This window comes from Microbacterium proteolyticum, assembly GCF_030818075.1.
GTDB lineage: Bacteria > Actinomycetota > Actinomycetes > Actinomycetales > Microbacteriaceae > Microbacterium > Microbacterium proteolyticum_A.
On record NZ_JAUSZZ010000001.1, the window covers coordinates 3,489,053 to 3,514,590 of the forward strand.

Annotated in this window: 20 protein-coding genes and 1 pseudogene; 15 read left to right on the forward strand and 6 right to left on the reverse strand. The window is 68.8% G+C overall.

Features of this window, described 5'->3' with window-relative positions:
• Nucleotides 1-54: 54 nt before the first annotated feature.
• Both QE392_RS16250 and manA read right to left on the reverse strand, forming a co-directional pair.
• Nucleotides 55-378 (reverse strand): WhiB family transcriptional regulator, encoded by a 324-nt coding sequence (locus QE392_RS16250; RefSeq protein ID WP_136587005.1) that lies wholly within the window; start codon nucleotides 376-378, stop codon nucleotides 55-57.
• A gap of 288 nt (nucleotides 379-666) precedes the next feature.
• Entirely contained in the window at nucleotides 667-1,833 is a 1,167-nt protein-coding gene (gene manA / locus QE392_RS16255; RefSeq protein WP_307453521.1) for a mannose-6-phosphate isomerase, class I, read from the reverse strand.
• A gap of 62 nt (nucleotides 1,834-1,895) precedes the next feature.
• Here manA and QE392_RS16260 point away from each other — a divergent pair, with 62 nt between their 5' ends.
• The 3 genes from QE392_RS16260 to QE392_RS16270 all read left to right on the forward strand — a co-directional run bounded on the left by QE392_RS16260 (nucleotide 1,896) and on the right by QE392_RS16270 (nucleotide 6,259).
• Nucleotides 1,896-3,278 carry an O-antigen ligase family protein gene (locus tag QE392_RS16260; protein WP_307453522.1) on the forward strand — a complete coding sequence of 461 codons (1,383 nt, stop codon included), beginning with the start codon at nucleotides 1,896-1,898 and terminating at the stop codon, nucleotides 3,276-3,278.
• 108 nt (nucleotides 3,279-3,386) lie between these two features.
• The gene (locus tag QE392_RS16265) at nucleotides 3,387-5,300 is read left to right on the forward strand and encodes a glycosyltransferase (protein WP_307453523.1); all 1,914 of its coding nucleotides are present in this window, start codon (nucleotides 3,387-3,389) and stop codon (nucleotides 5,298-5,300) included.
• Nucleotides 5,297-6,259 (forward strand): glycosyltransferase family 2 protein, encoded by a 963-nt coding sequence (locus tag QE392_RS16270; protein WP_307453524.1) that lies wholly within the window; start codon nucleotides 5,297-5,299, stop codon nucleotides 6,257-6,259. Before QE392_RS16265 ends, QE392_RS16270 begins: the two co-directional genes overlap by 4 nt.
• A gap of 61 nt (nucleotides 6,260-6,320) precedes the next feature.
• Here the strand turns inward: QE392_RS16270 and QE392_RS16275 are convergent, their stop codons facing one another.
• The 3 genes from QE392_RS16275 to glf form a co-directional block, all read right to left on the reverse strand.
• Nucleotides 6,321-7,448 (reverse strand): glycosyltransferase, encoded by a 1,128-nt coding sequence (locus QE392_RS16275; RefSeq protein ID WP_307453525.1) that lies wholly within the window; start codon nucleotides 7,446-7,448, stop codon nucleotides 6,321-6,323.
• A gap of 113 nt (nucleotides 7,449-7,561) precedes the next feature.
• Nucleotides 7,562-9,601 (reverse strand): acyltransferase family protein, encoded by a 2,040-nt coding sequence (locus tag QE392_RS16280; protein ID WP_307453526.1) that lies wholly within the window; start codon nucleotides 9,599-9,601, stop codon nucleotides 7,562-7,564.
• Nucleotides 9,602-9,608: 7 nt separating this feature from the next.
• Complete coding sequence (gene glf / locus QE392_RS16285; RefSeq protein WP_307453527.1) at nucleotides 9,609-10,745, reverse strand: UDP-galactopyranose mutase; 1,137 nt, start codon at nucleotides 10,743-10,745, stop codon at nucleotides 9,609-9,611.
• 163 nt (nucleotides 10,746-10,908) lie between these two features.
• On the opposite strand from glf, the pseudogene QE392_RS17580 reads away from it, so the two are divergent.
• From QE392_RS17580 to QE392_RS16345, 12 genes and pseudogenes are all read left to right on the forward strand, one after another.
• Nucleotides 10,909-11,928, forward strand: a pseudogene (locus QE392_RS17580) (DUF6541 family protein); the annotation flags it as partial.
• A 55-nt stretch (nucleotides 11,929-11,983) separates the two neighbouring features.
• The gene (locus QE392_RS16295) at nucleotides 11,984-12,826 is read left to right on the forward strand and encodes a DUF6541 family protein (protein ID WP_307453531.1); all 843 of its coding nucleotides are present in this window, start codon (nucleotides 11,984-11,986) and stop codon (nucleotides 12,824-12,826) included.
• A complete protein-coding gene (locus QE392_RS16300; RefSeq protein ID WP_307453533.1) occupies nucleotides 12,820-14,025 on the forward strand; it encodes a glycosyltransferase family 4 protein in 1,206 nt (401 codons plus the stop codon). The genes QE392_RS16295 and QE392_RS16300 overlap by 7 nt, the downstream gene beginning before the upstream one ends.
• Complete coding sequence (locus QE392_RS16305; protein ID WP_307453534.1) at nucleotides 14,022-15,218, forward strand: glycosyltransferase family 2 protein; 1,197 nt, start codon at nucleotides 14,022-14,024, stop codon at nucleotides 15,216-15,218. Before QE392_RS16300 ends, QE392_RS16305 begins: the two co-directional genes overlap by 4 nt.
• Before the next feature lie 50 nt (nucleotides 15,219-15,268).
• Nucleotides 15,269-16,519 (forward strand): lipopolysaccharide biosynthesis protein, encoded by a 1,251-nt coding sequence (locus QE392_RS16310; RefSeq protein WP_307453536.1) that lies wholly within the window; start codon nucleotides 15,269-15,271, stop codon nucleotides 16,517-16,519.
• Nucleotides 16,516-17,601, forward strand: coding sequence for a glycosyltransferase family 4 protein (locus QE392_RS16315; protein ID WP_307453539.1), 1,086 nt, complete (start codon nucleotides 16,516-16,518; stop codon nucleotides 17,599-17,601). The genes QE392_RS16310 and QE392_RS16315 overlap by 4 nt, the downstream gene beginning before the upstream one ends.
• A gap of 75 nt (nucleotides 17,602-17,676) precedes the next feature.
• Entirely contained in the window at nucleotides 17,677-18,813 is a 1,137-nt protein-coding gene (locus QE392_RS16320; RefSeq protein WP_307453540.1) for an NAD-dependent epimerase/dehydratase family protein, read from the forward strand.
• Between the two features lie 93 nt (nucleotides 18,814-18,906).
• Nucleotides 18,907-19,776, forward strand: a complete 870-nt coding sequence (gene rfbA, locus QE392_RS16325) for a glucose-1-phosphate thymidylyltransferase RfbA (protein ID WP_307453542.1) — start codon at nucleotides 18,907-18,909, stop codon at nucleotides 19,774-19,776.
• Nucleotides 19,776-20,774: a dTDP-glucose 4,6-dehydratase gene (gene rfbB / locus QE392_RS16330; protein ID WP_307453543.1), complete on the forward strand. Its 999-nt coding sequence runs from the start codon at nucleotides 19,776-19,778 to the stop codon at nucleotides 20,772-20,774. Before rfbA ends, rfbB begins: the two co-directional genes overlap by 1 nt.
• A 5-nt stretch (nucleotides 20,775-20,779) precedes the next feature.
• A complete protein-coding gene (locus QE392_RS16335) occupies nucleotides 20,780-22,189 on the forward strand; it encodes a bifunctional dTDP-4-dehydrorhamnose 3,5-epimerase family protein/NAD(P)-dependent oxidoreductase (protein ID WP_307454176.1) in 1,410 nt (469 codons plus the stop codon).
• 71 nt (nucleotides 22,190-22,260) lie between these two features.
• Complete coding sequence (locus QE392_RS16340; RefSeq protein WP_307453545.1) at nucleotides 22,261-23,172, forward strand: ABC transporter permease; 912 nt, start codon at nucleotides 22,261-22,263, stop codon at nucleotides 23,170-23,172.
• Between the two features lie 4 nt (nucleotides 23,173-23,176).
• Nucleotides 23,177-24,406, forward strand: coding sequence for an ABC transporter ATP-binding protein (locus tag QE392_RS16345; protein ID WP_307453547.1), 1,230 nt, complete (start codon nucleotides 23,177-23,179; stop codon nucleotides 24,404-24,406).
• A 255-nt stretch (nucleotides 24,407-24,661) separates the two neighbouring features.
• Here the strand turns inward: QE392_RS16345 and QE392_RS16350 are convergent, their stop codons facing one another.
• On the reverse strand, nucleotides 24,662-25,525 hold the full coding sequence (locus QE392_RS16350) for an NAD-dependent epimerase/dehydratase family protein (protein ID WP_307453549.1): 864 nt from the start codon (nucleotides 25,523-25,525) through the stop codon (nucleotides 24,662-24,664).
• Nucleotides 25,526-25,538: the final 13 nt, after the last annotated feature.

Sequence of the window (25,538 nt, forward strand, 5' to 3'; positions counted from 1 at the left end):
GTGGATCACGGACGCCGCGCCGTCGGGCGCCGGATCGCTCCGCGGATGCCCGGTTCAGGCCCGACGCTTGAGTTTGCGACGCTCGCGTTCGCTGAGACCGCCCCAGATGCCGAACCGTTCGTCGTTCTGCAAGGCGTACTCGAGGCACTCGCTCTTGACGTCGCACGAGGTGCAGATGCGCTTGGCGTCGCGCGTGGAGCCGCCCTTCTCAGGGAAGAACGCCTCGGGGTCGGTCTGCGAGCACAGCGCGTCGGTCTGCCAGGCGAGGGTGTTCTCTTCGGCGGCGTCGATGTCGCGGCGCACACCGGGAACGCCGAGGTCGACCGGGTCTACGAACCAGTTGTCCGGAACACCGGACCGGTACTGCGACGTCGCCATATCATCCTCCCCCTCGTCTGAGCCCCTATGACGCGGCTTGCGCGTGTAGATAATTACACCCGTGTGATTCGGATTGGTCAAGTCGCGGATCGTAAACCCTCAAGGCCGAGGTGAACCTTCAGGACCCGCTTCGGCGTGTCGCGCTCGGGCATGTCGCTCGTGGTGCCGCCGGGGGACGACACGCCCGTGCCTGGCGCGGCCGGCCGGAGCCGGGAGTCGACCGCCGCCCGACCGAGCCCGGCCTCTCCGCCGGTGCGCCGCCGCGCAGCCTGCTCGCGCGCGGACCCCTCAGGCCCCCGGCATGGCGACGAAGACCTCGCCCGCACCATCGCTCGTCAGCGGCGACTCCTCCGGCGTGATGAGCGCGGCCTGCCCGGGCGCGAGCGTCACGGCCGCGCCCGAGGCGCCCGTCACGGTTGCGCTCCCGGCCACGCCGAGCGCGATCGAGATCCCGTTCAGCTCGAGGTTCGCCGCCTCCCCCGCCCCGAGGCGGCCCAGCGCGAAGTCGGCGATACCGGGGGCGAACACCTCGGCCCCCTCCCCCGCCGGGGTGGCCCGCAGGTAGGGCGGCTCGGCCGGGCGGAAGTCCACGAGCGCGAGCAGCTCGGCCACGTCGATGTGCTTGGGCGTCAGACCGCCGCGCAGCACGTTGTCGCTCGCGGCCATGATCTCGACGCCCAATCCTGCGACGTACGCGTGCAGCACGCCCGCGGGGACGAAGATCGCTTCGCCGCGGCGCAACTCCACGAGGTTCATCAGGAGGGCGACCACGATGCCGGGGTCGGACGGATACGCCGTGTGCAGGGATCGCGTCAGCTCGAGTTCGGCCGCGAACTCGGCGGAGTCGGTGGATGCCGCGGCATCCACGATCTGCGCGATCTCGGCCGCATCGGCCTCGCCGAGAAGCCACCCGATCGTCCGGCGCAGCGCGGCGGCGGCGTCGTCGGTCGCGAGGTGTGCACGCAGCGTCCGGACTGCCGGCGCGTCGCCGAGGGCGTCCACCAGCGCGCGGGTGCGCACGATGTCACGCAGCCCGGCCAGCGCGGTGAACGTCTCGCTCAGGGCGACGATGACCTCGGGCTTGTGGTTGTCGTCCTTGTAGTTGCGCGAACCCGCGTCGCGCGGGACGCCCGCGGCCTCCTCGCGCGCGAAGCCCTCGACCGCCTGCTCCTTCGACGGGTGCACCTGGATCGACAGCGGCGCGCCTGCGGCCAGGAGCTTCAGCAGGTACGGCAGCTTCGCGGGCAGCTCGTCGTGTGCGGCGGCGGCGGCCGGAAGCCACGCGTCGAGGGTCCGATCCGTGCCGTCGTGCACCGCGGAGGGCGAACCGGGGTGGTCCCCGAACCAGATCTCCGCCTCCGGGGCGCCGCTGGGCTCGCGCCCCTCGAGGTCGGCGATGAGCGTCGGGCTGCCCCAGGCGTAGTCGCGGGGGGTGTTCGAGATCGCAACAATCACGGGCGTCAGCCTACTGGGGCCCCCGGACGCCGTCCGATGCCGACCGGTAGCCTGAACCCATCATGGCGATGTACACGAAGCACCCCGTGTCGGCGCTGCCGACGCCGCCGCCGCGAGAGACGACCCGGCATCTGCTGCTGCGGGCGTGGTGCGTCTTCGTCATCCTCCTCGCCCTCGGCGGGGTGGGACTCGTCAACGCCGCCGGCCCCGTCGTCGCCGCCGTCGTGGCGGGGGCCTCGGCCGTCGTGTCCGCCGTGATCTGGATCGTGACACGGCCGCCGCTGGCGGTGCGGCGTCTGCCCTGGCTCGCCTTCGGCTATCTGGCGTGGGCGACGGCGTCACTCGCCTGGAGCGCCTGGCCGGTGGCATCCGTCCTGACATGGCTCCTGCTGGTGATCACGACGTTCCAGGGCCTGTTCGTCGGGGCGGTGCTGACCTGGCGCGACGTGGTGCGTGCGGTCGCGTCGGCGGCGAAGTGGGTGGTGGGACTGTCCCTGCTGTTCGAGGTGGCGGTCTCCCTGCTGGTGCGCGGTCCCCTCCTTCCGGGATTCGTGGTGCCCACCGGGCGCACGGACCCGATCCTTTACTGGTCGCGCGACAATCTCTTCGACGGCGGTCGCATCCAGGGCGTCCTCGGCAACGCCGACCTCCTGGCTGCGGTCTCGTTGGTGGCCGTCATCGTGTTCGGGGTGTACCTGGCCGCCGGGGCTCCGCACCGCGTGCGGTTGAGCATCTGGACCGCCGCGGCGGTCTTCCTCTTCATCCGCGCCGGGTCCACCACGGCATCCATCGCGGCGGCTTTCGTGGTGCTCGTGCTGGGCACCGTGCTGGTGATGCGCACCGCGCGGCGCCCCGGGGAACGCACCCGCTGGTACCTGCTGTACGCCGCGATCGGCCTGGGAGCCGCCGCAGCACTGTGGTTCGGGCGGGAGGTCGTGTTCGGCGTGCTCGGGCGCGGGGCCGACCTGCTCGGACGCGAGGGCGTCTGGGCGGACGTGCTCCGGCGTGCCGACCAACGCCCGCTCGTCGGCTGGGGGTTCTCGACGCCGTGGATCCCCACGGAGCCGCTCATCGACGGCTGGATCGTGGAGCGCGGTCAGACGGTGGTGCAGGCGCACAGCGTGTGGCTCGACGCCTACCTGCAGCTCGGCGCGATCGGCGTCGCACTGCTCGTGCTCGTGTACCTCGCCTACCTCTGGCGCTCGTGGTTCTTCGCCGTCGACCGTCCCCGCTGGGATCTGCGCGACGACCGTCCGCACTCAGCGCTCACGCTGCTGCCCACCCTCGTCGGAGCGCTGCTGGTGGTGCAGGGTCTCACCGAATCGGGGCCCCTGCTGCTGTGGGGCTGGATGTTCGTCGTGCTGTTCGGCGCGAAGATCAAGCAGACGCCGATCGTGGGACACGGCCCCGGCGAAGAGAGCGATCCTCCGCCGCGGGCGGCCTGACCGCGCCGTCGGCCTGACCTCCCCGCACGCGAAGGGCCCGCGCACACGCGCCGGGTAGACTTCCCGCTGGCCGTCCGCGGCCGCTGCGCCTAGACGAAAGACCTCTTCGTGACGTACACCCTGCAGAACGCCGTCCTGCCGCTCGACCGCGATCCCGACCTCCTCCCCCTGTACGTCGACCCCGAGACGTGGTCGACGATCGACGAGGAGCCGGTCCGGGTGACGAACGTCGCCCAGCTCGGCAACATCCTCGACCGCCATCGCGCGCGCATCGTCGCCGGGCGTCGCGTCTCGTTCGGCACGTACTTCAACGCCTTCCCCGCCTCGTACTGGCAGCACTGGACGCCCGTGCGCCAGGTGCGCCTGACCGTGCGCACGTCGGGGGATGCCACGATCCTCGTCTACCGCTCGAACGGCGGCGGCACGAAACAGCGTCTCGACACCCGTGAAGTGCGGGGGGATGCCACGGCCACCTCGTTCGACCTGGTCCTCGACCAGTACAGCGACGGCGGGTGGATCTGGTTCGACGTCGCCGCCGACCGCACCGACGCGACGTTCGAGGGTGCCGAATGGACCACCGAGCAGGAGCCGGTGCGCGGCGGCAAGGCGAGCATCGGCGTCACCACGTACAACAAGCCCGATTACTGCGTCGAGACCCTGCGGGCCCTCGCCGACGCACCCGACGTCCTCGACGTGGTGGATCGGGTGTTCATCATCGACCAGGGCACCGACCTCGTCGAGGCGCAGGACGCCTACCCCGCGGTGGCGGAGCGTCTGGGTGAGACGCTGCAGGTGCTCCGCCAGCCGAACCTCGGCGGCTCGGGCGGCTTCGCTCGCGCGATGGTCGAGACGCTCGCGCGGGAGGGCAGCGACTTCGTGCAGCTGCTCGACGACGACGTGCGCATCGAGCCGGAGTCGATCCGCCGCTCCGTGGTGTTCGGACGGTACGCCTCGGTGCCCACCATCGTCGGCGCGCACATGTTCGATCTGCTCGACCGCCCCAAGCTCCACGCGTGGGCCGAGGTCGTCGACGACGCGCCGTTCATGTGGCGGGCCCTCTTCCAGGAGCGCCTCCCCCACGACTTCAGCGTCGCGAACCTCCGGCAGTCGCCCCTCCTGCACATGCGCCTCGACGCCGACTACAACGGCTGGTGGATGTGCCTCATCCCCACCAGCATCCTGCGGGAGATCGGCCTGTCGTTGCCGGCCTTCATCAAGTGGGACGACGCCGAGTTCTGCGTCCGGGCTCGGGATGCCGGCTACCCGACCGTCTCCATGCCCGGGGTGGCCCTCTGGCACGTCTCGTGGATCGGCAAGGACGACTCGATCGACTGGCAGGCGTACTTCCACGCCCGCAACCGCATCGTGGCGGGTCTGCTGCACTCGCGCTCGGCACAGGGCGGCACTCTCATCCGCCACAGTCGCCGCGTCGACCTCAAGCACCTCATGATGATGCAGTACTACCCCGTCGAGCTGCGGCACCGGGCGTTGCGCGACGTGCTGTCGGGCCCCGACCACATGCGCCGGGGGCTCGCGACGGCCATGCCCGAGGCGCGGGCGGTGGCGAAGAAGCATCCTGAGACGGTCATCCACAAGGATTCCGGGGTGCCGCTGCGCTCGCGTCACGGTCGACAGGTGTTCAAGCGCCTGAAGCAGCACCAGTTCGACAGTCCCACGGGCATCGCGCTGCGCACCTTCACCGCGCGGACCCTCCTGTCGCACTGGTTCCACACGCCCAAGCCCGAGAACGTCGCGCAGCCCGAGGTCGAGTTCGGCAAGGGCGACGCCAACTGGTGGCGCGTGCCGCTGTACGACAGCGCCCTCGTCAGCGCCGCCGACGGGTCGGGCAAGAACGTCTACACGCGCGATCGTGCGCAGTTCCGTCGCATGCTCGTGGACAGCTGGCGCCTGCACCGTCGTCTGCAGCGCGAGTGGCCCCGGCTCTCCCGTCGGTATCGCGACGCCCTCCCCGACCTCGTGTCCGAGAAGTCGTGGCGCGCGACCTTCGAGGAGCGCGCGTGAGCACCTTCGACCCCACGAGCGCGACGATCGTCGTCGTCACCTACAACCGCACGCACCTGCTGACGCGCCTGCTCGAGAGCATCGAGCGGATGTCGCCGGCCCCCGGGCACCTCGTGATCATCGACAACGCCTCCACCGACGACACCACCGCCGTCGTGGAGTCGTTCCGCGACCGCCTGCCCACCGAGCTCGTCTATCGCCGCCTCGAGACGAACACGGGCGGCTCGGGCGGCTTCAGCGAGGGAATGCGGGTCGCGTACGAACTGGGCTCCGAGTGGATCTGGCTCATGGATGACGACGTCGAGGTCGTCTCCGACGGCCTCGCCCGGATGGGCCACTGGACGCCCCGCTTCCGCAGCATCCAGGGTCGGCGGTACGACTACGACGGCAGCGAGTTCTACTGGCAGTACCGGATCGCCGAGTCGATGGCGATCCCGATCCCCTACGCGCCTGCGGCCTTCGACGACTCGGGCTTCAAGCCCATGAACTCGGGCTGCTTCGAGGGCATGTTCATCCACCGCGACATCGTCGCCAAGATCGGTCTGCCCGACCCCCGCTTCTTCATCTACTGGGACGACCAGCTCTACGGCTGGCTCGCGTCGCGCGAGACGCCGTCGGTCATCGTCGACGAGTTCGTGCTGCGGCGCACCCGCGAGATCAAGCAGTGGGACATGGGCATCCGCCACATGAACGCCTCGAGCGACGCCTACCGGTACTACATCATGCGCAACCGCGCGTACCTGCAGAAGTACTACCGGGCGCTGGGCGTGTACCGCACGCTCCCCTTCACGGCCGGCACGGCGCTGACCTTCGTCAAGGAACTGATCCGCCTCGTCGTCGTCGAGCGCAAGCTCAGCGGCACGAGCCACCTGTTCCGCGGGCTCCGCGACGGGCGCGTGATCGCCCGCGATCGCTCGTGGACGCCGATGCCGCCGCTGGAACCGTCGAAGACGGGCTGACCGTCACCGCCGGCCGCGAGGCCGCTCGACGGATCGACGGCTCGGCGTGGGCCTGCTTCCGTTACGACGTGACTTCGTCTTCGAGGGGTTCGATGGCGCGCACGGCCTTGCCGACGCGGCTCTTCTTGGGGGCGTAGACGACGAGGGCGTGGAAGACGAAGCGGACCACGAACGCGGCGATGAGGGTGAGGGCGGCGGCGAGGACGCTTTGGATGTGCGCCTGGCTGACCAGCACCCAGATCACCGGGATGCGCACGATCGCCTCGATGCCGTTGAAGGTGAACGACTTGATGAAGCGGTGGCGCATGAGCCCCGACTCGGCGCGCATGTCGGCGAAGACGAGGTACTCCAGGGCGAGGAAGTTCGCCACGATCGTGACCACGCTCGCGATGACCGCGGCGACGATGTACTGCACGCCGACCATCTGCAGCGCCCACATGATCGCCAGGTTGGCCAGGGCCCCGAGCCCGCCCACGACAGCGAAGGCGGACATGCGACCGAAGCGGAGCATGGTCAGCTGCAGCAGGAACCGCATGCCCTGGCTGAACGACGCCTTGGATTCGCCGGCGAAGCGCGCGGCGAAGGAGAAGGGGACCTCGGCGACGCGCAGCTGGGTGCGGGCGAGGATCTCCAGCAGGATCTTGAATCCGCGCGGCTGCAGCGTGTCGATGTCCAAGGCGCGGCGGTCCACGAGGAAGAACCCGGTCATCGGGTCGGAGCAGTTGTGCAGTTTGCGGGGGAACATCGCCTTGGTCAGCAGCGTCGACGCGCGTGACACGGCGGTGCGTACCGCGTTCGCGAGGCCGTCGGAGGTGCCTCCGGCGACGTACCGGGATGCCACGACCACATCGACGTCGCCCTGCTCGGCGCGGGCGTACAGGTCGGCGATGACCTCCGGCGGGTGCTGCAGGTCGCCGTCCATCACCACGCACCGATCGGAGGCGGCGGCCCTGATGCCTTCGACCACCGCACCGCCGAGCCCACCGACGGGGTCGTCACGGTGGATCAAACGCACAGGGATCGACGCGGTCCGAGCGACCGCGCGGATGACGTCGGGGGTGTCGTCGGTGGAGTCGTCGACGAAGATCACCTCGACGACGCGGCCCGCCATGGCATCCGTCGTGCGACGCACGAGTTCGGCGACGTTCGGGCCCTCATTGAAGGTCGGAACGATGACGGAAAGATCCATGGACAGCTCACGTTCTGAAGACGACAACCTCTCCATGCTACGGGCTGAGCCTGAGAAGCACCCGCCCGGGCAGCCGACTCACCGGGCGATTCCTCGCCGTCGACGGCGACCGCTCAGCCGACCGTCGCGGGGAGCTGCTCCGCCAGCGAGGGACCGAGCGTGCGCGCGTACAGACGCGTCAGGTGGTTGTCGTCGCGGTAGACCGCGACGTTGCCGATGACCCCGACGCAGAGGTCGTCGGGGCAGATCGAGGTCGTGAGATCCACCAGACTGACCCCGGGGCGGGCGAGCGCCTCAGCGGGGTTGCTCTCGGCGAGGGATGCCGAGCGGGGCACGGCGCAGTCGAGAGGATCGGCAGCCTCGACGACGCAGCCGAACATGTCGAAGTCGAAGCGCGGATTGTCGCGCACGGCGATCACCTCCACGCCCGCCGCCGTCATCCGGTCGAGGAAGCGGTCCACGCCCGGGCGGACCTTCTCCTCGTCCTCGCCGGCGTCGGAGCGGGTGACCACCGTCATCACCGCGTCGGGCTGCACCTGTTCGACGAGCCGGATCGCCGCTTCGCGCCACGAGTCGCACCGCTCGTCCATCCCCGGCTCGTCGAGCCCCATCGAACACCCGCCCTTGATGAGGTGGACGACACCCCACCCCTTCGCCTCCGCCGTGGGCAGGAGCGCGGCGGTGATCTGCTGGGCGTGCGAGTCGCCGATGACCGCGACGGTCCGGTGCGCGCGCGCCGTGTGCGGGGTCTCCCCGCACGTCCCGATGAGCTCCTCGGCGTCGGTGGCCCAGTCGCCCGTGCACTCGCGCTCGAGCTGGGTCCACTCGTCGTCGAGCAGCGTGGGAAGCGGAAGCATCGGCGCGTCGTCGGACGGCACCGCACGCGCAGGATCTCTCAGCACGGCGGCTCCCGGGTTCAGCAGTTGCGCGCGGGCTTCGACGGCTCGCTCGCGCGCGCCGGTCGTCGTCGTCCACGCAGCGAGGGGGACGGCGACCGCGACGACGGCGGCGGCGAGCACGGCGAGGGGTACCACCGGCGAGGCGTCGTCTCGACGCCAGGCCCTCACCGGCCGGTCGATCGCAGCCGTCAGCGCGCGGGCGAGCACGAGTGAGAGCACCACGATTCCGAGGCCGTCCACGAATCCGACATCCGCGCGGTCGTTCACGACCAGGTACGTCACGAGGATCGGCCAGTGCACGAGGTAGAGCGCATAGGCGTCGCGCCCCAATGCGCGAAGCGGGCGGGATGCCAGGAGCCGCGCGGGCCCGCGGCTGCCGTCTCCCGCGCCCGCGGCGACGACCGCCGCCGCGCACAGCACCGGCCACAGCGCCAGGAAGCCGGGAAACCCTCCGCGGACGTCGACGAGCATGCCGAGGGCGAGGAGACCCGCCAGCCCCGCCCACCCCAGGATCGACCGTGCCGGCCCGTTCAGACGCAGGTGGGGAAGCGCGACGACGAGCAGCGAGCCGGCGGCGAACTCCCACAAGCGCGCGCCGGTGTCGAAGTACGCCGCCTGCGGGGCGGTCGCCGTCCAGGCCACCGAGAAGATGAACGACAGGGTGAAAACCGCTCCGAAGCCGACCCCGACAACCCGGTCGGGCGACAGACCCCATCGCCGCACGACGTACTGGCACAGTCCCAGCAGCGCGACCCACAGGACGAACGCCTGCCCCTGCACCGACATCGACCAGAAGTGCTGCAGCGGACTCAGCGTCTCCGTCGGCGCGTAGTAGTTCACGGCGTCCGCCGCGAGGAGCCAGTTCTGCGAGTACGTCAGCGACGCCCAGGTCTGCTCCCACACCGGTCGCCACGCGGTCTCGGGATACACCGCCCAGACCACGCCCAGGACGCCGATAAGGGTCACGGATGCCGCCGGCACCAGCCGCCGGAAGAGGCCCAGCAGGTGCGCGACCGGGCGCACCGGCGCCGGGCCCGTCATCCTGCGCACGAAGCCGCGGGTCAGGAAGAACGCCGAGAGCATGAGGAAGACGTCGACACCGCCGGAGACCCGGCCGAACCACACGTGGTACACGACGACCAGCGCGATCGCCACGGCGCGCAGCCCGTCGATGTCGGGCCGATACGCCCAGCGTCCCTCTTCTCTCCGGTCCGCGCGCGCCGACCGGGTTCTCGACCCGAGGGTCAGAGGCACGGCTTCCTCACGCGAGGGTGTTGTTCCACATCGAGAGGGCGGAGCCGATGGCCATGTGCATGTCGAGGTACTGGTAGGTGCCCAGGCGCCCGCCGAAGTGCACGTCGCGCTCGCCCTTGGCGAGCTCGCGGTAGGCGAGCAGGCCCGTGCGGTCGTCCGCGGTGTTGACGGGGTAGTAGGGCTCGTCGGCCCGCGTGGCGAAGCGGGAGTACTCGCGCACGACGACGGTCTTGTCGGTCGGGTAGCGGTCGGCGCGTTCGGGGTGGAAGTGCTTGAACTCGTGGATGCGGGTGTACGGCACGTCGGCATCCGCGTAGTTCATGACGCTCGTGCCCTGGAAGTCGCCGATCGGCAGCACCTCCTGCTCGAAGTCGAGCGTGCGCCACGACAGCTCGCCCTCGGCGTAGTCGAAGTACCGGTCGACCGGACCGGTGTAGACCACGGGCACCTGGCCGACGGTGGCCTTCTTGTTCAGCGGCTGCGACTCGTCGAAGTAGTCCGTCGACAGCTTGACCTCGATGTTCGGGTGATCGGCCATGCGCTCCAGCCACGCGGTGTAGCCGTCGACCGGGAGGCCCTCCCAGGTGTCGTTGAAGTAGCGGTTGTCGTAGGTGTAGCGCACGGGCAGGCGCGAGATGACCTCGGCCGGCAGGTCCTTCGGATCGGTCTGCCACTGCTTCGCGGTGTAGTCGCGGATGAACGCCTCATACAGCGGTCGGCCGATGAGGGCGATGCCCTTCTCCTCGAGGTTCGCGGCATCCTTCGCGTCGAACTCCCCCGCCAGCTCCTGCACCAGAGCCTTCGCCTGGTCGGGCGTGTACGCCGCCTGGAAGAACTGGTTAATGGTGCCGAGGTTGATCGGCAGCGGGAACACGACGTTCTTGTGCGTCGTGTACACGCGGTGGACGTAGTTCGTGAACTGCGTGAACCGGTTGACGTACTCCCACACGGTCGGGTTCGACGTGTGGAACAGGTGCGCACCGTACTGGTGCACCTCGATGCCGGTCTCGGGCTCATCCGCCGAGTACGCGTTGCCGCCGATGTGGGTGCGGCGGTCGATGACGGTGACCTTGCGGCCCGCGGCGGCCGCGCGCTCGGCGATGGTGAGGCCGAAGAAACCCGAACCGACGATGAGGAGATCCATACCGAGCACACGACTTTCACGTCAAGAAGAAGGGAACGCCCCACGGGGACAACGCTCGATACTACCCACGCTGCCTGCACGGTCACCGGGCGCGCTCAGCGGCCCCGCAGTGACCGTCCGATACGATGACGTGTCGAAAAGCCGTGGATGGGGACGAAACTGCATGGGTGATTGGGTCAGCGCGATTCCGTCGTACCTGGTCGCCGCGGCCGTTCTGATCGTGCCCGGCCTCTCGGTCGTCGTCGCCGGCTGGGGGTGGCGGAGCCCTGGACGCCTGTTGCTGGCGCCGGCCGTTTCCACGACCATCGTGGCCGTCGCGGCCACTCTCGCCCCCGTCGTCGGTCTGACCTGGAACCTGCTGCCCGTCGCTCTCGTCACGCTCGTGGTGGTCGGCATCGCCCTCCTGCTCCGCCGCGGCGCGGGGGTCGACGCGGCGCCGAGCGGCCGACGCACCCGTCTTGTGGCCCTCCTCTCCCTCAGCGCCGCCGCCGCGGTGAGCCTCGTCTCCTTCGTCCGCGCGTTCGGTGAGCCGGAGAACATCGCGCAACGCTTCGACAACATCGTCCATCTGAATGCGATCGGACTCGCCCTGAAGTCGGGCAGCTCCTCTCCCTTCCAGATCGGCGCGACCTCCGACATCGGTTTCTATCCGAACGCGTGGCATGCCCTCACCACCCTCGGAGCCGAGCTCACCGGCGCAACGGTGCCGGTCGCTGTGAACGGGGCGAACCTCGCCGTTGTCTCCATCCTCTGGCCGGCGTCGACGATGGCACTCGCCGGCGCGTTCTTCGCCCAGCGGCGCACCGCCTTCGTCGTCTCGGCGGCTCTGTCCACCGGTTTCGGCGCATTTCCCGCGCTGTTCTTCAATTGGGGAGTCCTCTACCCCAACCTGGTCGGCTACGCGATGGTGCCGGCCGCATTGGCCGCGGTGGTCTCCGCGTTGCCGGAACGCGGAGCACCGGCGTGGGTCCGTTCGGCGTTGCTGATCGCCCTGCTCTCCGGGGGTACGTTCCTCGGACACCCGAACGCCTTCCTCAGCCTGCTGCTCTTCGCCGCCGCATTCGTCATCACCTCCCTGGCGATCGCCGCCGCAACCGCCCGGACGCGTTCCTCGGTCACCGCCCTCGTCGCCGCGACCGCCGGTCTCACGGCCGCGTCGGCTGTCACCCTCCTCGTGTTCCGCACGGGTGCGGAGCACTCGGGATGGACGCCGTGGCAGCAGACTGCGCAGTCGCTCGGTGAGGGCCTGTTCGCGGGCCCCCCGCGGGTACACGCCGACCGTGCTGGTGACCCTTCTGCTCGTCGTGGGATTCATCGCGGTCGCCCGGACGTCGCGTCTGCTGCCCGTGACCGCACCCTTCGCCGTCGCCGTTCTGCTGTTCGTCGTCGCCTCCGGGTTGCGTATCGACCATCCGTTACGACAGCTGCTGACCAACCCCTGGTACAACGACTCCAACCGCCTGGCCGCTCTGCTCCCCCTCGTCGCCATCCCCGTCGCGACCCTGGGCGCCCTCGTCATCGTCGACGTGGCCCTCCGCCTCGCAGCCGACCGGCGCCTGCACGCCTGGGTGACCCCGGTCGCCGCACTCGTCGGCATCCTGGCCGTCTTCTCGGTGGCGCTCGGCCCCAATGTCCGCATCGCCCTCGGTCAGGTCCACGAGGCCTATGCCTATACCGACAGTTCCCTCATCTTGTCGTCCGATGAGGAGGCGCTCCTGGGGCGCCTCGCCGAGGAGACCCCGCCCGACGCGCTGATCGCGGGGAGCCCTCGCACGGGCGCCTCGCTCGCGCTGGCGTTCTCGGGCCGAGAGGTCACGCAGCGCCACATCTTCGGCTCACCCTCTGACGAGCAGCTGTTCCTGAATGCGAACCTTCGCGATATCGAGTCCGACCCGGCCGTCTGCCGGACCGTCGACGACATCGGCATCGATTACGTGCTCGACTTCGGCCGCCAGGACGTCATCGACCCCGCCGGCGCCGCCGCGTACGACGGCATCCAGAACCTTTCGCCTTCCCGACACTTGGTGCTCGTGGACTCGCAGGGCCCCGATGCCCGGCTGTTCCGCATCGAGGGGTGCTGACGGTGACGCGCGCCTCGACGGTCGCCGTCGCCTACGACTGCCTCTTCCCGTTCACCACGGGTGGCGGTGAACGCCAATACCGCGCCATGGCCGAGGTGCTCGGCGACCTCGGCCTCGACGTCGACTACCTCACCGCCGTGCAGTGGGACGGCGCGACACCGGTGGAGGACGGCTTCCGCGTCCTCCCGATCGCGCCCCGTCTGTCGCTGTACGACGCGCGCGGCGTCCGCCGCATCCCCGCAGCCCTCCGCTACGCCTCGTCGCTGTTCCGGTTCCTCGCTCGCCACCGTCGCCGCTACGCCGCGGTCATCGTCAGCGGGTTGCCCATCTTCAACGTCTTCGCCGCGCGCCTCGCCCTGCTGGGTTCGGGCACCAGGCTGGTCGTCGATTACCTCGAAGTCTGGCACCGCCGGCAGTGGGTCGAGTACGCGGGTGCGGTCACCGGCACCCTCGCCTGGGTGCTCCAGCGCGCCGCCATCGCCGTGACGCCGCTGGCGACGTGCCACTCGCAACTGTCCGCGACCCGTCTGCGTCGTGAGGGCCTCCGCCGCCCGCCCGTGGTGAGCCCCGGCCTGATCGACGGCGCGGTCGAGGTCGCCGCCCCCGGTCCCGCGACCGACCCGCCGTACGTTCTCTACGCCGGGCGGCACATCCCCGACAAGCGCGTCGAGGTCCTGCCCGCCGCGGTCGCCGCCGCCCGCGAGCACATCCCCGACCTTCGCCTCGTCATCCTGGGTACGGGACCGAGCTCCGACCTCATCCGGGCCGAGGTCCGCCGCGTCGGGGGCGAGAGCTGGACCGACTTCCCCGGTTTCGTCCCCGACGGCGAGCTCGACCGCCTGCTGCACGGGGCCGTCGCCCTGGCCAACCCGTCCCGCCGCGAGGGATACGGCCTGGTCGTCGTCGAGGCGAACGCCCACGGCACCCCGGTCGTCCTCGTCGCCGACGAAGGCAACGCCGCCACCGAACTCATCGACGACGGCGTCAACGGCGTCGTCTCCCCCACCACCCGACCCGCCGACCTCGCCCGGGCCATCCGGGACGTCGTCGACGGCGGTGACGACCTGCGCCGCACCGCGCGCGCCTGGTACGACACCGCCGTCGGCACTCGCACCATCCGCCGCACCGTGGAAGGCATCCTGTCGGCACTGCCGCTGCCGACACCCGCCCCGGTGAAGACGAAAGAAGACAGTCCGTGAGCACTCCCACCCCGAGCGACGTCGAACTGACGATCCTCATGCCCTGCCTCAACGAGGCCGAGACGCTGGAGGTCTGCATCCGCAAGGCGCAGGGCTTCCTGCAGCGCAGCGGCATCCGCGGAGAAGTCCTCATCTCCGACAACGGCAGCACCGACGGCTCCCAGGCCATCGCCGAGCGCCTCGGCGCGCGCGTGTCGCACGCCCCGCGCCGCGGCTACGGCGCCGCACTCATCAACGGGATCGACACCGCGTACGGGCGGTACGTCATCATGGCGGATGCCGATGACAGCTACGACTTCGAGAACCTCGAGCCGTTCGTCGAGCGCCTCCGCGCCGGAGCCGACCTGGTGATGGGCAACCGTTTCCGCGGCGGGATCGAGCCGGGCGCCATGCCGCCACTGCACAAGTACCTCGGCAACCCCGTGCTCTCCTTCATCGGCGAGTTGTTCTTCCGCCCCGGCATCCGCGACTTCCACTGCGGTCTGCGCGGGTTCAACCGAGCGCGCATCCGCGACCTCGACCTGCAGACGACGGGAATGGAGTTCGCCTCCGAGATGGTCGTGCGCGCGTCCCTGGCGCGTTACCGCATCGAAGAGGTGCCCACCACGCTGAAGAAAGACGGACGTTCCCGCCCGCCGCACCTGCGCAGCTGGCACGACGGGTGGCGTCACCTGCGCTTCCTGCTCCTCTTCGCGCCGCGCTGGTTGTTCGTCTTCCCCGGTCTCGTCGCCTTCTTCCTCGGGGCGATCGCGGTCGGCGTGCTCTCCTTCGGCGGAGTGAACATCGGCGGCGTCGGGTTCGACGTCACGACGATGGTGTACGCCAGCGCCCTGTGCGTGATCGGGTTCCAATCGCTGCTGTTCTTCTGGCTGACGAAGCTCTATGCCACGCAGGAGGGCTTCCTCCCGACGAGCGAGAGATACCGTCGCATCGTCGCGAAGTGGTCGGCCGAGCGCGGCCTGCTCATCGGCCTGGGGCTGTTCGTCCTCGGCATCGTCATCGGCATCGTGCAGGTCGCCCTGTGGGGCAATCTCGACTTCGGCAGGCAGGATGCCGCCCAGGCGGTGCGCATCGCCGTCCCGAGCGCGTTGTTGATCATCCTCGGCTTCCAGACCGTGATGATGAGTTTCTTCTCGGGCGTGCTCACCACGCCCCGGCGCGAGCAGCGCCCCGAAGCCGTCATCGAGAGCTAGGACGCCTCATCGCCTCCTCCGTACCCGAGAGCCGGGCCACACGCCGACGGTTGCTGGGCTTCACGGTCCTGCCCGCTCTCGCGGCCGTCTCTCCCCTCGTCGTCCTGCCGTTCCTCGCCCGCACGACCGGACCCGAAGGGTGGGCGAGCGCGCTCGCCGGCGAAGCCGTCGGGACCTTCGCGGCCATCGCGCTCGCCTTCGGGTGGACGACCGTCGGCCCCGCCATGGTCTCGGTGGCATCCGATGCCCGCCGCGGTGAGCTGTATCGCGAAGCGCTGACGGTGCGGTCGCTGACCGCTCTCATCGCGCTGCCGATCATGGCGGTGGTCTGTGCCCTGGTCGCCTCGGACGGGCACGCGTTGCTCGCCGTGCTGATGGGGCTCCAGGGGGCGTTGATCGCGATGTCGTACACCTGGTTCGCTGTGGGCCTGGGCGACCCGTGGTCCATCGCTCTGTACGATGCCGTGCCCCGCGTGATCGCGGCGATCCTGGTCGCGGGCGCCATCGGTTTCGCGGGCGCCCCGGTCGAGTTGTACCCCCTCTCCGGTATCGCGGTCACGGTCATCGGCACGTCGCTCTACACCGCCCGGATCCTGCGCCGTTTCCCGGCCTCGTGGCCCTCGCGTCGCGGTGTTCCGACCCTTTTCCGTCTCACGGGGCACGTCGCCGTGAACGAGGGCGCCCTCGGCCTCTACTCGTCCGTTCCGGTGCCCCTGGTCACCGCGGTGACGCCGGGGGACGCGGCCGGGTTCGCCTCCGGCGACAAGATGGTCAAGCTGGGGCAGTTCCTCCCCCTCACCCTCGCCAACGCCCTGCAGTACTGGACCGCCGAGGTCACAGGGGATGCGCGGGCGCACCGGCTGCGGCGAGCACTCGGCCTGCACATCGGAATGGGGGTGCTCGGCTGGATAGCCCTGGGCTCGCTCGGGTCGTTCGCCAGCCTCGTGCTGTTCGGCGAACGCGCCGCCGCCCCCCTGAGCATCGTCATCGTGCTCGGCTTCGCCTTCGCGTGTTATTCCACGCGAACGTCGATGATCCGGCATTTCCTGTTCCCCGCGAATGCGACGTCGACGGTGATGGTCGCCACGCTGGTCGCGAGCGCGGTGGGCCTGCCCGTCATGATCGCCCTCACCTTCGCGGTCGGACCGTTGGGAACCGCCATCGGCTACGCCCTCACCGAGGCGATCTCCACCGCCTGGATGATCCGTCGCACACGGCGGTCGTACCTCGACCTCGTCGCCGCACCCGCACCCGCCGCCCCCCGGGGAGCCGCGGACCCCGACGGTAGGATCGCACCGTGACCCGCGTGCTCGTCGACCTTCTGTTCTTCACCGGTAAGCAGGGGGGCACCGAGACCGTCGCGCGTCAGATCTACTCCCGGCTCGCCGCGCGACCGGGCTGGGAGTTCGTCGGGTACGCGAGCAGCGAGTTGGCCGCGGCGGGCGCCGACTGGTTCCCCGGCCGCCTCATCGACTCGGGCCTGCAGTGCGACAAGCGCCCGCAGTGGGCATGGGGTGAACTCTTCGGTGTGTCTCGCGCGGCACGCGCCGTCGGCGCCGACGTCATCCACGCTCCGGCGAACTTCGGGCCGCCCCGCCCCTCGGCCCCCCTGCTGCTCACGCTGCACGACGTGCTGGCGTTCAAGCGCCCCGAGTTCCTCCCCAGCAAGCTGGGCGTCCTTCCCACCAAGCTGCTGATCGCGGGAGCCGCTCGAGCCGCGACCCGCATCGTCACCGTCTCCGAGGCGGCCCGCACCGACATCCTCGAGGTCACCGGACGTCGTGCGTCCGACGTGACCGTCATCCACCCCGGCGGTTCCGGCGTGACGACCAGTGAGGCCCCCCGTCCCCGGTCCGGCCTGTTCAGCCTCGGCAACCGGATGCCGCACAAGAACTTCCCCCGACTGCTCGAGGCGCTCGCGCTCATCCCGGAGGCGGAGCGCCCCACCCTGACGATCTCGGGCAGCCACGGTGACGACCCCCTCCGGAAAGTCGCCGCAGAACTCGGTATCGAGAAGTGGGTCGACCTGCGGGGCTGGCTGACGAACGACGAGGTGGAGAGCCTCTACCGGACGTCTGCCGCCGTCGTTTTCCCCACGATGTTCGAAGGCTTCGGACTTCCCGTGCTCGAGGGCATGGAGCGCGGCTGCCCCGTGATCTGCTCCGACATCCCCGTCCTGCGCGAGGTCGGTGGAGACGCGGTTCGGTACTTCGACCCGGCCGATGCCGACGACATGGCGGCGCAGATCCGTGCCACGCTCGCCGACTCCGACGTCCTCAGCGAAATGGCGGATGCCGGACGCGCGCGGGCCCGTCGGTTCACCTGGGATGCGGCGGCCGATGCGCTTCTGGACGCCCTCGCCGCGACCGCGACACACGACTGACGTCGCGGCCGAAGGGCGTCCGCCTGCCGGGTGACCCAAATGGACTAGCTCCACGTCATCCTGTAAGACGGAGGCATGCCACGACATGTCCTCATCACGGGGGGCGCCGGTTTCATCGGCAGCCGCCTCGCCGCCCGGTTCGTCGCCGAGGGTCATCGAGTGCGCGTCCTCGATGCTCTTCTCCCCCAGGTTCACGGGGCGGACCCGACGCAGACGTCTCCCACGCTCCGCTCGGTGGCGGAGGTGGCAGAGGTGCAGCAGGGAACCGTCACGTCGACGGAGGACCTCCGCGCCGCGCTCCGCGACGTCGATATCGTCGTGCATCTTGCCGCCGAGACCGGCACCGGGCAGTCGATGTACGAGATCGACCGGTATGTCGAGGTCAACATCGGCGGCACGGCCAAGCTCATGGATCTCCTCACCAACGAGTCGCACGGCGTCGAACGTGTGGTGGTGGCATCGTCTCGATCCATCTACGGAGAAGGGAAGTACCGGTCCGCGAGTGGGCAGACCGTCTTCCCGCCGCATCGTTCGGACGCGGCGATGGCGAGCGGCGACTTCGCCATCCGCGGTGCCGACGGCGAGGAACTCGAGATGGTGCCCACCCCGGAGGATGCCCTGCTGCATCCGTCATCCGTCTACGGCATCACCAAGCACGTGCAAGAGTCTCTGGTGATGACCGTCGCCCCGACCATCGATGTGGAGCCCGTCTCGCTCCGTTACCAGAACGTGTACGGCCCAGGACAATCCCTCTCCAACCCCTACACCGGGATCCTTTCGATCTTCTCGACCCTCATCCGCCAAGGGAAGGCCATCGACATCTTCGAAGACGGCGAAGAGAGCCGCGACTTCGTCTACATCGATGACGTGGTGGAGGCGACGATGATCGCCGCACTCGAGCCGGCCGCGGCGGGTGGCATCTTCAACGTCGGTTCCGGGCAGGCGACCACCGTCCTGGAGGTCGTCGACGCGCTCGCCACCGCCTTCGACGCGAAGGTCGAGGTGTCCGTATCCGGTCGTTACCGACTCGGCGACATCCGCCACAACGTGGCGGACACCTCGCGACTGAGAGATGTCCTCGGTTTCCAGCCGTCGGTGCCATTCGCCGAGGGCGTCCGACGGTTCGTGGAATGGGTGGTCGAGGAGCCCGTCGGCGGCGGCGAGTACGAGCGCTCACTCGAAGAGATGGCAGCCCGTCGGCTGCTGAAGTGATCCCGCGCGGCCGGAGAGCCTTGGTGCACCGGCCGATCCGCGAGTGCTGATTCGCGTCAAGAGGACGCCTCCTTTTATGACAGCATGAGGGGCGTGAAGGGCATCATTCTCGCCGGGGGATCGGGTACGCGTCTGCACCCGATCACGTTGGGCGTCTCGAAGCAGCTGATTCCGGTCTATGACAAGCCGATGGTGTATTACCCGCTATCGACACTGATGCTCGCGGGGATTCGCGAAGTACTCATCATCACCACCCCCCATGACGCCCCGTTCTTCCGTCGCCTCCTCGGGGATGGATCGCAATTCGGCATCGATCTGACCTTCGCGGAACAGCCCTCGCCGGACGGTCTGGCCCAGGCCTTCACGATCGGCGCGGACTTCATCGGCAACGACAGCGTGGCTCTCGTCCTCGGCGACAATCTGCTCTACGGTCCGGGTCTGGGCACGCAGCTCAAGCGCTACGACAAGGTCGACGGCGGAGCCGTCTTCGCGTACTGGGTCGCCGAACCCAGCGCATACGGCGTGGTGGAATTCGACGGGGACGGCCGAGCCGTTTCCTTGGAAGAGAAGCCGTCGGAACCCAAAAGCAACTACGCGGTCCCGGGATTGTATTTCTACGACAACGACGTCATCGAGATCGCTCGCAACCTTCAGCCTTCGCCGCGCGGCGAATACGAGATCACCGACATCAATGCGGAGTACCTCCGACGCGGCAAGCTGCAGGTCGAGGTGCTCCCCCGCGGTACCGCCTGGCTCGACACGGGGACGTTCGATCAGATGACCGATGCGGCCGATTACGTGCGAACGATCGAGCGGCGCACGGGCCTTCGCATCGGGGTCCCCGAAGAGGTGGCGTGGCGGCAGGGCTTCCTCTCCGACGAAGAGCTCCGCGAACGCGCGGTGAAACTCGTCAAATCCGGTTACGGCACCTATTTGCTCGAGATCCTGGAAAGGGGTCGCTGATGGCGCACCTTCTCGTCACCGGCGGCGCCGGTTTCATCGGTTCCAACTTCGTGCACCACGTCGTCGCCCACACCGATCACACGGTGACGGTCCTCGACAAATTGACCTATGCCGGTAATGAGGCGTCGTTGGCCGGGCTCCCGGAAGACCGCGTGCGCCTCGTCGTGGGCGACATCGCCGACGCCGACGTGGTCGATCCCCTGGTCGCGGGGGCCGACGCGGTGGTGCATTACGCAGCCGAGTCGCACAACGACAACTCCCTGCACGACCCCCGGCCGTTCCTGGACACCAACATCATCGGCACCTACACGCTGCTGGAGGCCGCACGTCGCCACGAGACGCGCTTCCACCACATCTCCACGGACGAGGTGTACGGCGATCTCGAACTCGACGACCCGGCGCGCTTCACCGAGCAGACGCCGTACAACCCCTCCTCCCCCTACTCGTCCACGAAGGCCGGCTCCGACCTGCTCGTCCGCGCGTGGGTGCGGTCGTTCGGGGTGCAGGCCACCATCAGCAATTGCTCCAACAATTACGGGCCCTACCAGCACGTGGAGAAGTTCATCCCCCGGCAGATCACCAACGTGCTGCGCGGGATTCGCCCGAAGCTCTACGGCAAGGGCGAGAACGTCCGCGACTGGATCCACGCCGACGACCACTCCTCCGCCGTCCTGACGATCCTCGACAAGGGCGTCATCGGTGAGACCTACCTCATCGGTGCCGACGGCGAGAAAGACAACAAGAGCGTCGTCGAACTCATCCTGCAGATCACCGGTCAGCCCTCCGACGCGTATGACCTCGTCACCGACCGCCCCGGTCACGACCTGCGTTACGCGATCGACTCCACGAAACTCCGCTCCGAGCTCGGCTGGACGCCCACATACGGCGACTTCGAGTCCGGACTCGCCGCCACCATCGACTGGTATCGCGCGAACGAGCCGTGGTGGGCACCGGCGAAGGACGGCGTCGAAGCGTTCTACGCCAGCAAGGGACAGTGACCCCGGTGTCCATCGAGTTCGGCAAGTCGCTGGCAGCGCGAGAGACCTCCATTCCCGGTCTGATCGTGCTCGATCTCCCCGTGCACGGTGACGCGCGCGGATGGTTCAAAGAGAACTGGCAGCGCGAGAAGATGGCCGCCGCGGGGATCGACCTGCCCGACTTCGGTCCCGTGCAGAACAACATCTCCTTCAATGACGCGGTCGGCACCACGAGAGGCATCCACGCCGAGCCGTGGGACAAATACGTCTCCGTCGCCACCGGCCGCATCTTCGGCGCGTGGGTCGACCTGAGGAAGGGCGACACCTTCGGAGCCGTCTTCACGGCCGAACTCGATCCCTCCACCGCGATCTTCGTCCCGCGCGGGGTCGGCAACTCGTACCAGACCCTCGAGCCCGACACCGCCTACACCTACCTCGTCAACGACCACTGGTCCCCGGAGGCGACGTACACCTTCCTCAATCTGGCTGACGAGACGGCGGCCATCCAGTGGCCCATCCCCCTCGACGACGTCGAGATCAGCGCGAAGGACAAGAGCCACCCGCGCCTGGCGGACGTCGTCCCCATGCCCCCGAAGAAGGTGCTGATCACCGGCGCCAACGGACAGCTCGGTCGGGCGTTGCGGGCGGAGTTCGGCGATCACCCGTGGATCGAGTACGCCGCGCGCGAGGACCTGGATCTCACGTCCCCGGGTCTCGACGCCGCGCGTCGTTGGCGCGACTACGGCACCATCATCAACGCCGCGGCCTACACCAAGGTCGACCTGGCCGAGACTCCGGAGGGCCGTCGCGATGCGTGGTCGGCCAACGTGACCGCCGTCGCGGCTCTGGCACGGGTGGCCACGTCCAACGGGATCACCCTCGTCCACGTCTCCAGCGACTACGTCTTCGACGGGAGCAAGGAGGGTCCCTATACGTCGGACGACGTCCTGTCCCCCCTCGGCGTCTACGGACAGACCAAGGCTGCCGGCGACGCCATCGTCTCGGTCGTCCCGCGGCATTACATCGTCCGCACGAGCTGGGTCGTCGGTGACGGACGCAACTTCGTGCGGACGATGGCGAGCCTCGCTGAGCGGGGAATCAGCCCGAAGGTCGTCGACGACCAGACCGGTCGGCTCACCCTGGCTTCCGACGTCGCGGCACGCATCGAGGAGCTCCTTCGAACGGGGGCGCCGTTCGGTGTTCACCACGTGACGAGCGGCGGGACGCCCGGGACGTGGTTCGACGTGGCGCGAGAGGTCTTCCGCCTCACCGGGCACGACCCGGACCGCGTGACCGGAGTGAGCACCGACGAGTACTTCGCCGCCGCCACGGAGCCCGTCGCCGATCGTCCGCGCAACAGCGTTCTGGAGGATCCCCGCCCGGGCGCACCCTGGCAGCAGCGCCTGGCCGACTATCTGACGTCCTCCGGACACTGACGCGGACGTGCCGCCGGCGTGCGGCTCCGACGCCCATCGGACCTGAAGCTATGCCCTGTAGAATCGGGGTGATGTCACGTGCAAATGAAGAGGCGACGCTTCGGCTCGAGCGTTTGGCGGCGACGCCGCTCACGCCCGTAGGGGCTGTCACCGGCCGCGGCGCGTGGTGGGGCGCAGTCCGTGCCGTCTTCTCCCACAGGGAGATGCTGAACCTGTTGGTGCGCCGCGACCTGAAAGCGCGCTACAAGGATTCCACGCTCGGATTCTTCTGGTCGTTGATCAGGCCGCTCATCCAGCTCGCCGTCTATTTCGTCGTGATGGGCCAGTTCCTCCAGGCCGCGAGGAGCATCCCCGACTTCGCGGTGTACATCTTCTCCGGCCTCTGCGCGATCGGGCTCTTCACCGAGATCGTGGTCGGGGGCACCGGATCCGTGCTCGCGAACGCCGGTCTGGTCAAGAAGGTCTATCTGCCGCGCGAGGTCTTCCCACTGTCGAGCGTGGGGGCGGCCTTCTTCAATTTCTGCATCCAGCTCATCGTGCTCGTCGCAGCGACCCTGCTGGTCGCGAAGCCGCCGCTTCACCTCCAACTCGCCTACGCGTTCCCGGCGATAGCCCTCATCCTCGTCTACGGCACCGCCTTCGCTCTGCTCTTCAGCGCCGTGAACGTCTATCTTCGCGACGTGCAGTATCTGGTCGAAGTCATCACCATGCTGCTGTTCTGGGCGAGTCCCATCGTCTACTCCTGGCAGATGGCGAAGACGCTCATCCCTTCTCCGGTCGTCCTCGACATCTATACGAACAATCCGCTTACCCTCGCTGTCCTCGGATTCCAGCGAGCCTTCTGGGTCGCCGGCGATTCTGCCGAATGGCCGTCCGATCTCCTCCTCCGTATGGGCATCGCCTTCGTCATCGGCGCGGTTCTCCTTCTCCTCTGCCACCGCCTGTTCATCCGCCTGCAGGGCAACTTCGCCCAGGAACTCTGACGTCATGCCGCTTTCCCCCACCGCCCCTTCGGATGACGTCGTCCGCCCCGAAGTCGCCCGCATGCGAGACGTGTCGAAGAAGTTCACCATCCGGAAAGACTCCTCGATCAAGGAACGCGTGGTCACGCTCGGCCGAGCGGGACGGCGGCACAAGAAGGAATTCTGGGCACTGCGGAACGTGGATCTCGACATCTACGCGGGTGAGACCATCGGACTGATCGGCCACAACGGATCGGGCAAGAGCACGCTGCTGAAGGTGATCGGCGGCATCGTCGATCCCACATCCGGCACCGTCGAAGAACGCGGTCGCCTCGCCGCCCTCCTCGAACTGGGAGCCGGCTTCCACCCCGATCTGACGGGGCGCGAGAATGTCTTCCTGAACGCCTCCGTGCTCGGTCTCAGCCGCGAGGAGACCGAAGCGCAGTTCGACGACATCGTTGCATTCGCGTCTATCGGCGACTTCATCGATACGCAGGTGAAGTTCTACTCGTCGGGCATGTACGTGCGGCTCGCGTTCGCGGTGGCCGTCCACACGGACCCGGATGTGCTCCTCGTCGACGAGGTCCTGGCGGTGGGTGACGAAGCATTCCAGCGCAAGTGCATGGACCGCATCCGCGACTTCCAGAAGCAAGGTCGCACGATCATCCTCGTGACGCACTCTCTCGACCAGGTGGTCGAGCTCTGCAGCCGCGCGGTGCTCCTGCACCACGGCGAAGTGATCTTCGACGGGAAGCCGTCGACTGCCGTCGCACGGTTCCGTGATCTTCTCGAGGAGCGCCGCGTCGCGGAGCGCGACGCCAGGGAGCCGACGGTGGCACGTCCCAAGGGATCGGTCGGGAGTGTGAGCGCCACGGTCGTCGGCCGTCAGATCGGCGAGGCGCTTCAGCCCGGCGACGATCTCGAGGTCCGGCTGACGCTTTCCTCCGAACGGCTCGACGCGTGGGGATGCCGGATCCAGATCGATGATCACATGGGTCACAAGATGTTCGTCACGGGAACGGATTGGCTGAAGACCCCCGTCGAGCCGATCGTCGGGCAGGCGGAAGTGTCGTTCGTGCTGAAGGATCCGCCGCTGGCGGGTGGGAAGTACTTCGTCAACGCCACGCTCATCGACGGCGACGGCAACGACCTGCACAACATCATGCAGGCGACCTCGTTCAACGTCGAGTTCGATCCCCGGGCCACCGGATATCTGCGCATCGACGTGGAGGGAATCGCGACGGGTCGTCGCTGAACCCCTCGAGCACGCGGCACCCATGAGTGAGGGACGTCCGTCCCCTGGCCTGCGACCCGCATCCCGGCACGTGTGCGCCGCGCTCCCGCGCCGCCGAGACGGCGGCGACCTCAGGACGCCGCGGGGACGGCGGCGACCTCAGGGCTCCGCGGCGACGGCAGCGACCTCAGGGCTCCGCGGCGACGGCAGCGACCTCAGGGCTCCGCGGCGACGGCAGCGACCTCAGGGCTCCGCGCCGCGGGGACGGCGGCGCCGTCAGGCGCGATCCGCGAACGGCGACTGCGCCATCAAGCCCGTGATCGCGGTCGCATCGCCCCAGATGCCGGGAGAATCGTACGGCCGATCGGGGAACGCCCCGTACTGGAGGACGATGTCGAGGTCGTTCTCGGAGATGAAGCGTTCGACGCGGCTCGCGAGCGACTCGGGCTCCCCCGACGAGACGTTCACGACACCGGTGACGCCCTCGGCGGTCGCCGAGACCGCGATCTGACGCCCGAGGTCTGCGACATCGATGAAGTCGTACAGGGTGCGGCCCGTCGTGAAGGGGAATACCGTCTCCCCGCGGTCGGCCGTCTCGAGGAGCTTGGCGAAGATGGACCGGTTCCGACGGTCGTCTCCCAGGATGTAATACGCACGCAGCCAGACGAACGCGGCACGCTCGCCGATGCTGAGCGTCGCCGAACGCCGAAGGGCGTCTTTCGCGATCCCATACAGGGTGACGGGGTTGGTGGGCGTCTCGGCCGTCACCGCGCCCTCCCAGTACCCCACCTCGTGCATCGTCCCGAGGGCGGCGATGCGCGCGACCCCGGCGTCGGCCAGACCGGTGAGGAAGCGGTAGTGGTCCGAGAGACGTTCCAGATGCGACGGCGCGTTGTGGACGAAGCCGTCCTGCCAGGCCAGATGGATGACGGCCGCGATACGACCGACGGGTGCGATGCTCGCGATGTCGAACGACGGGTCCAGCACATCCGCCTCGATGACCCGCGTCGCCGCATCGAAGTCGTCGTCGCGTCGACGGCGCACCAGCGCGATGGGCTCGTATCCGAGTTCGGCGACCGCACGGGTGACGTGACGCCCGACGTATCCGCCGGCACCGGTGACAATGACGATTTCGCTCACGAGGATCTCCTGC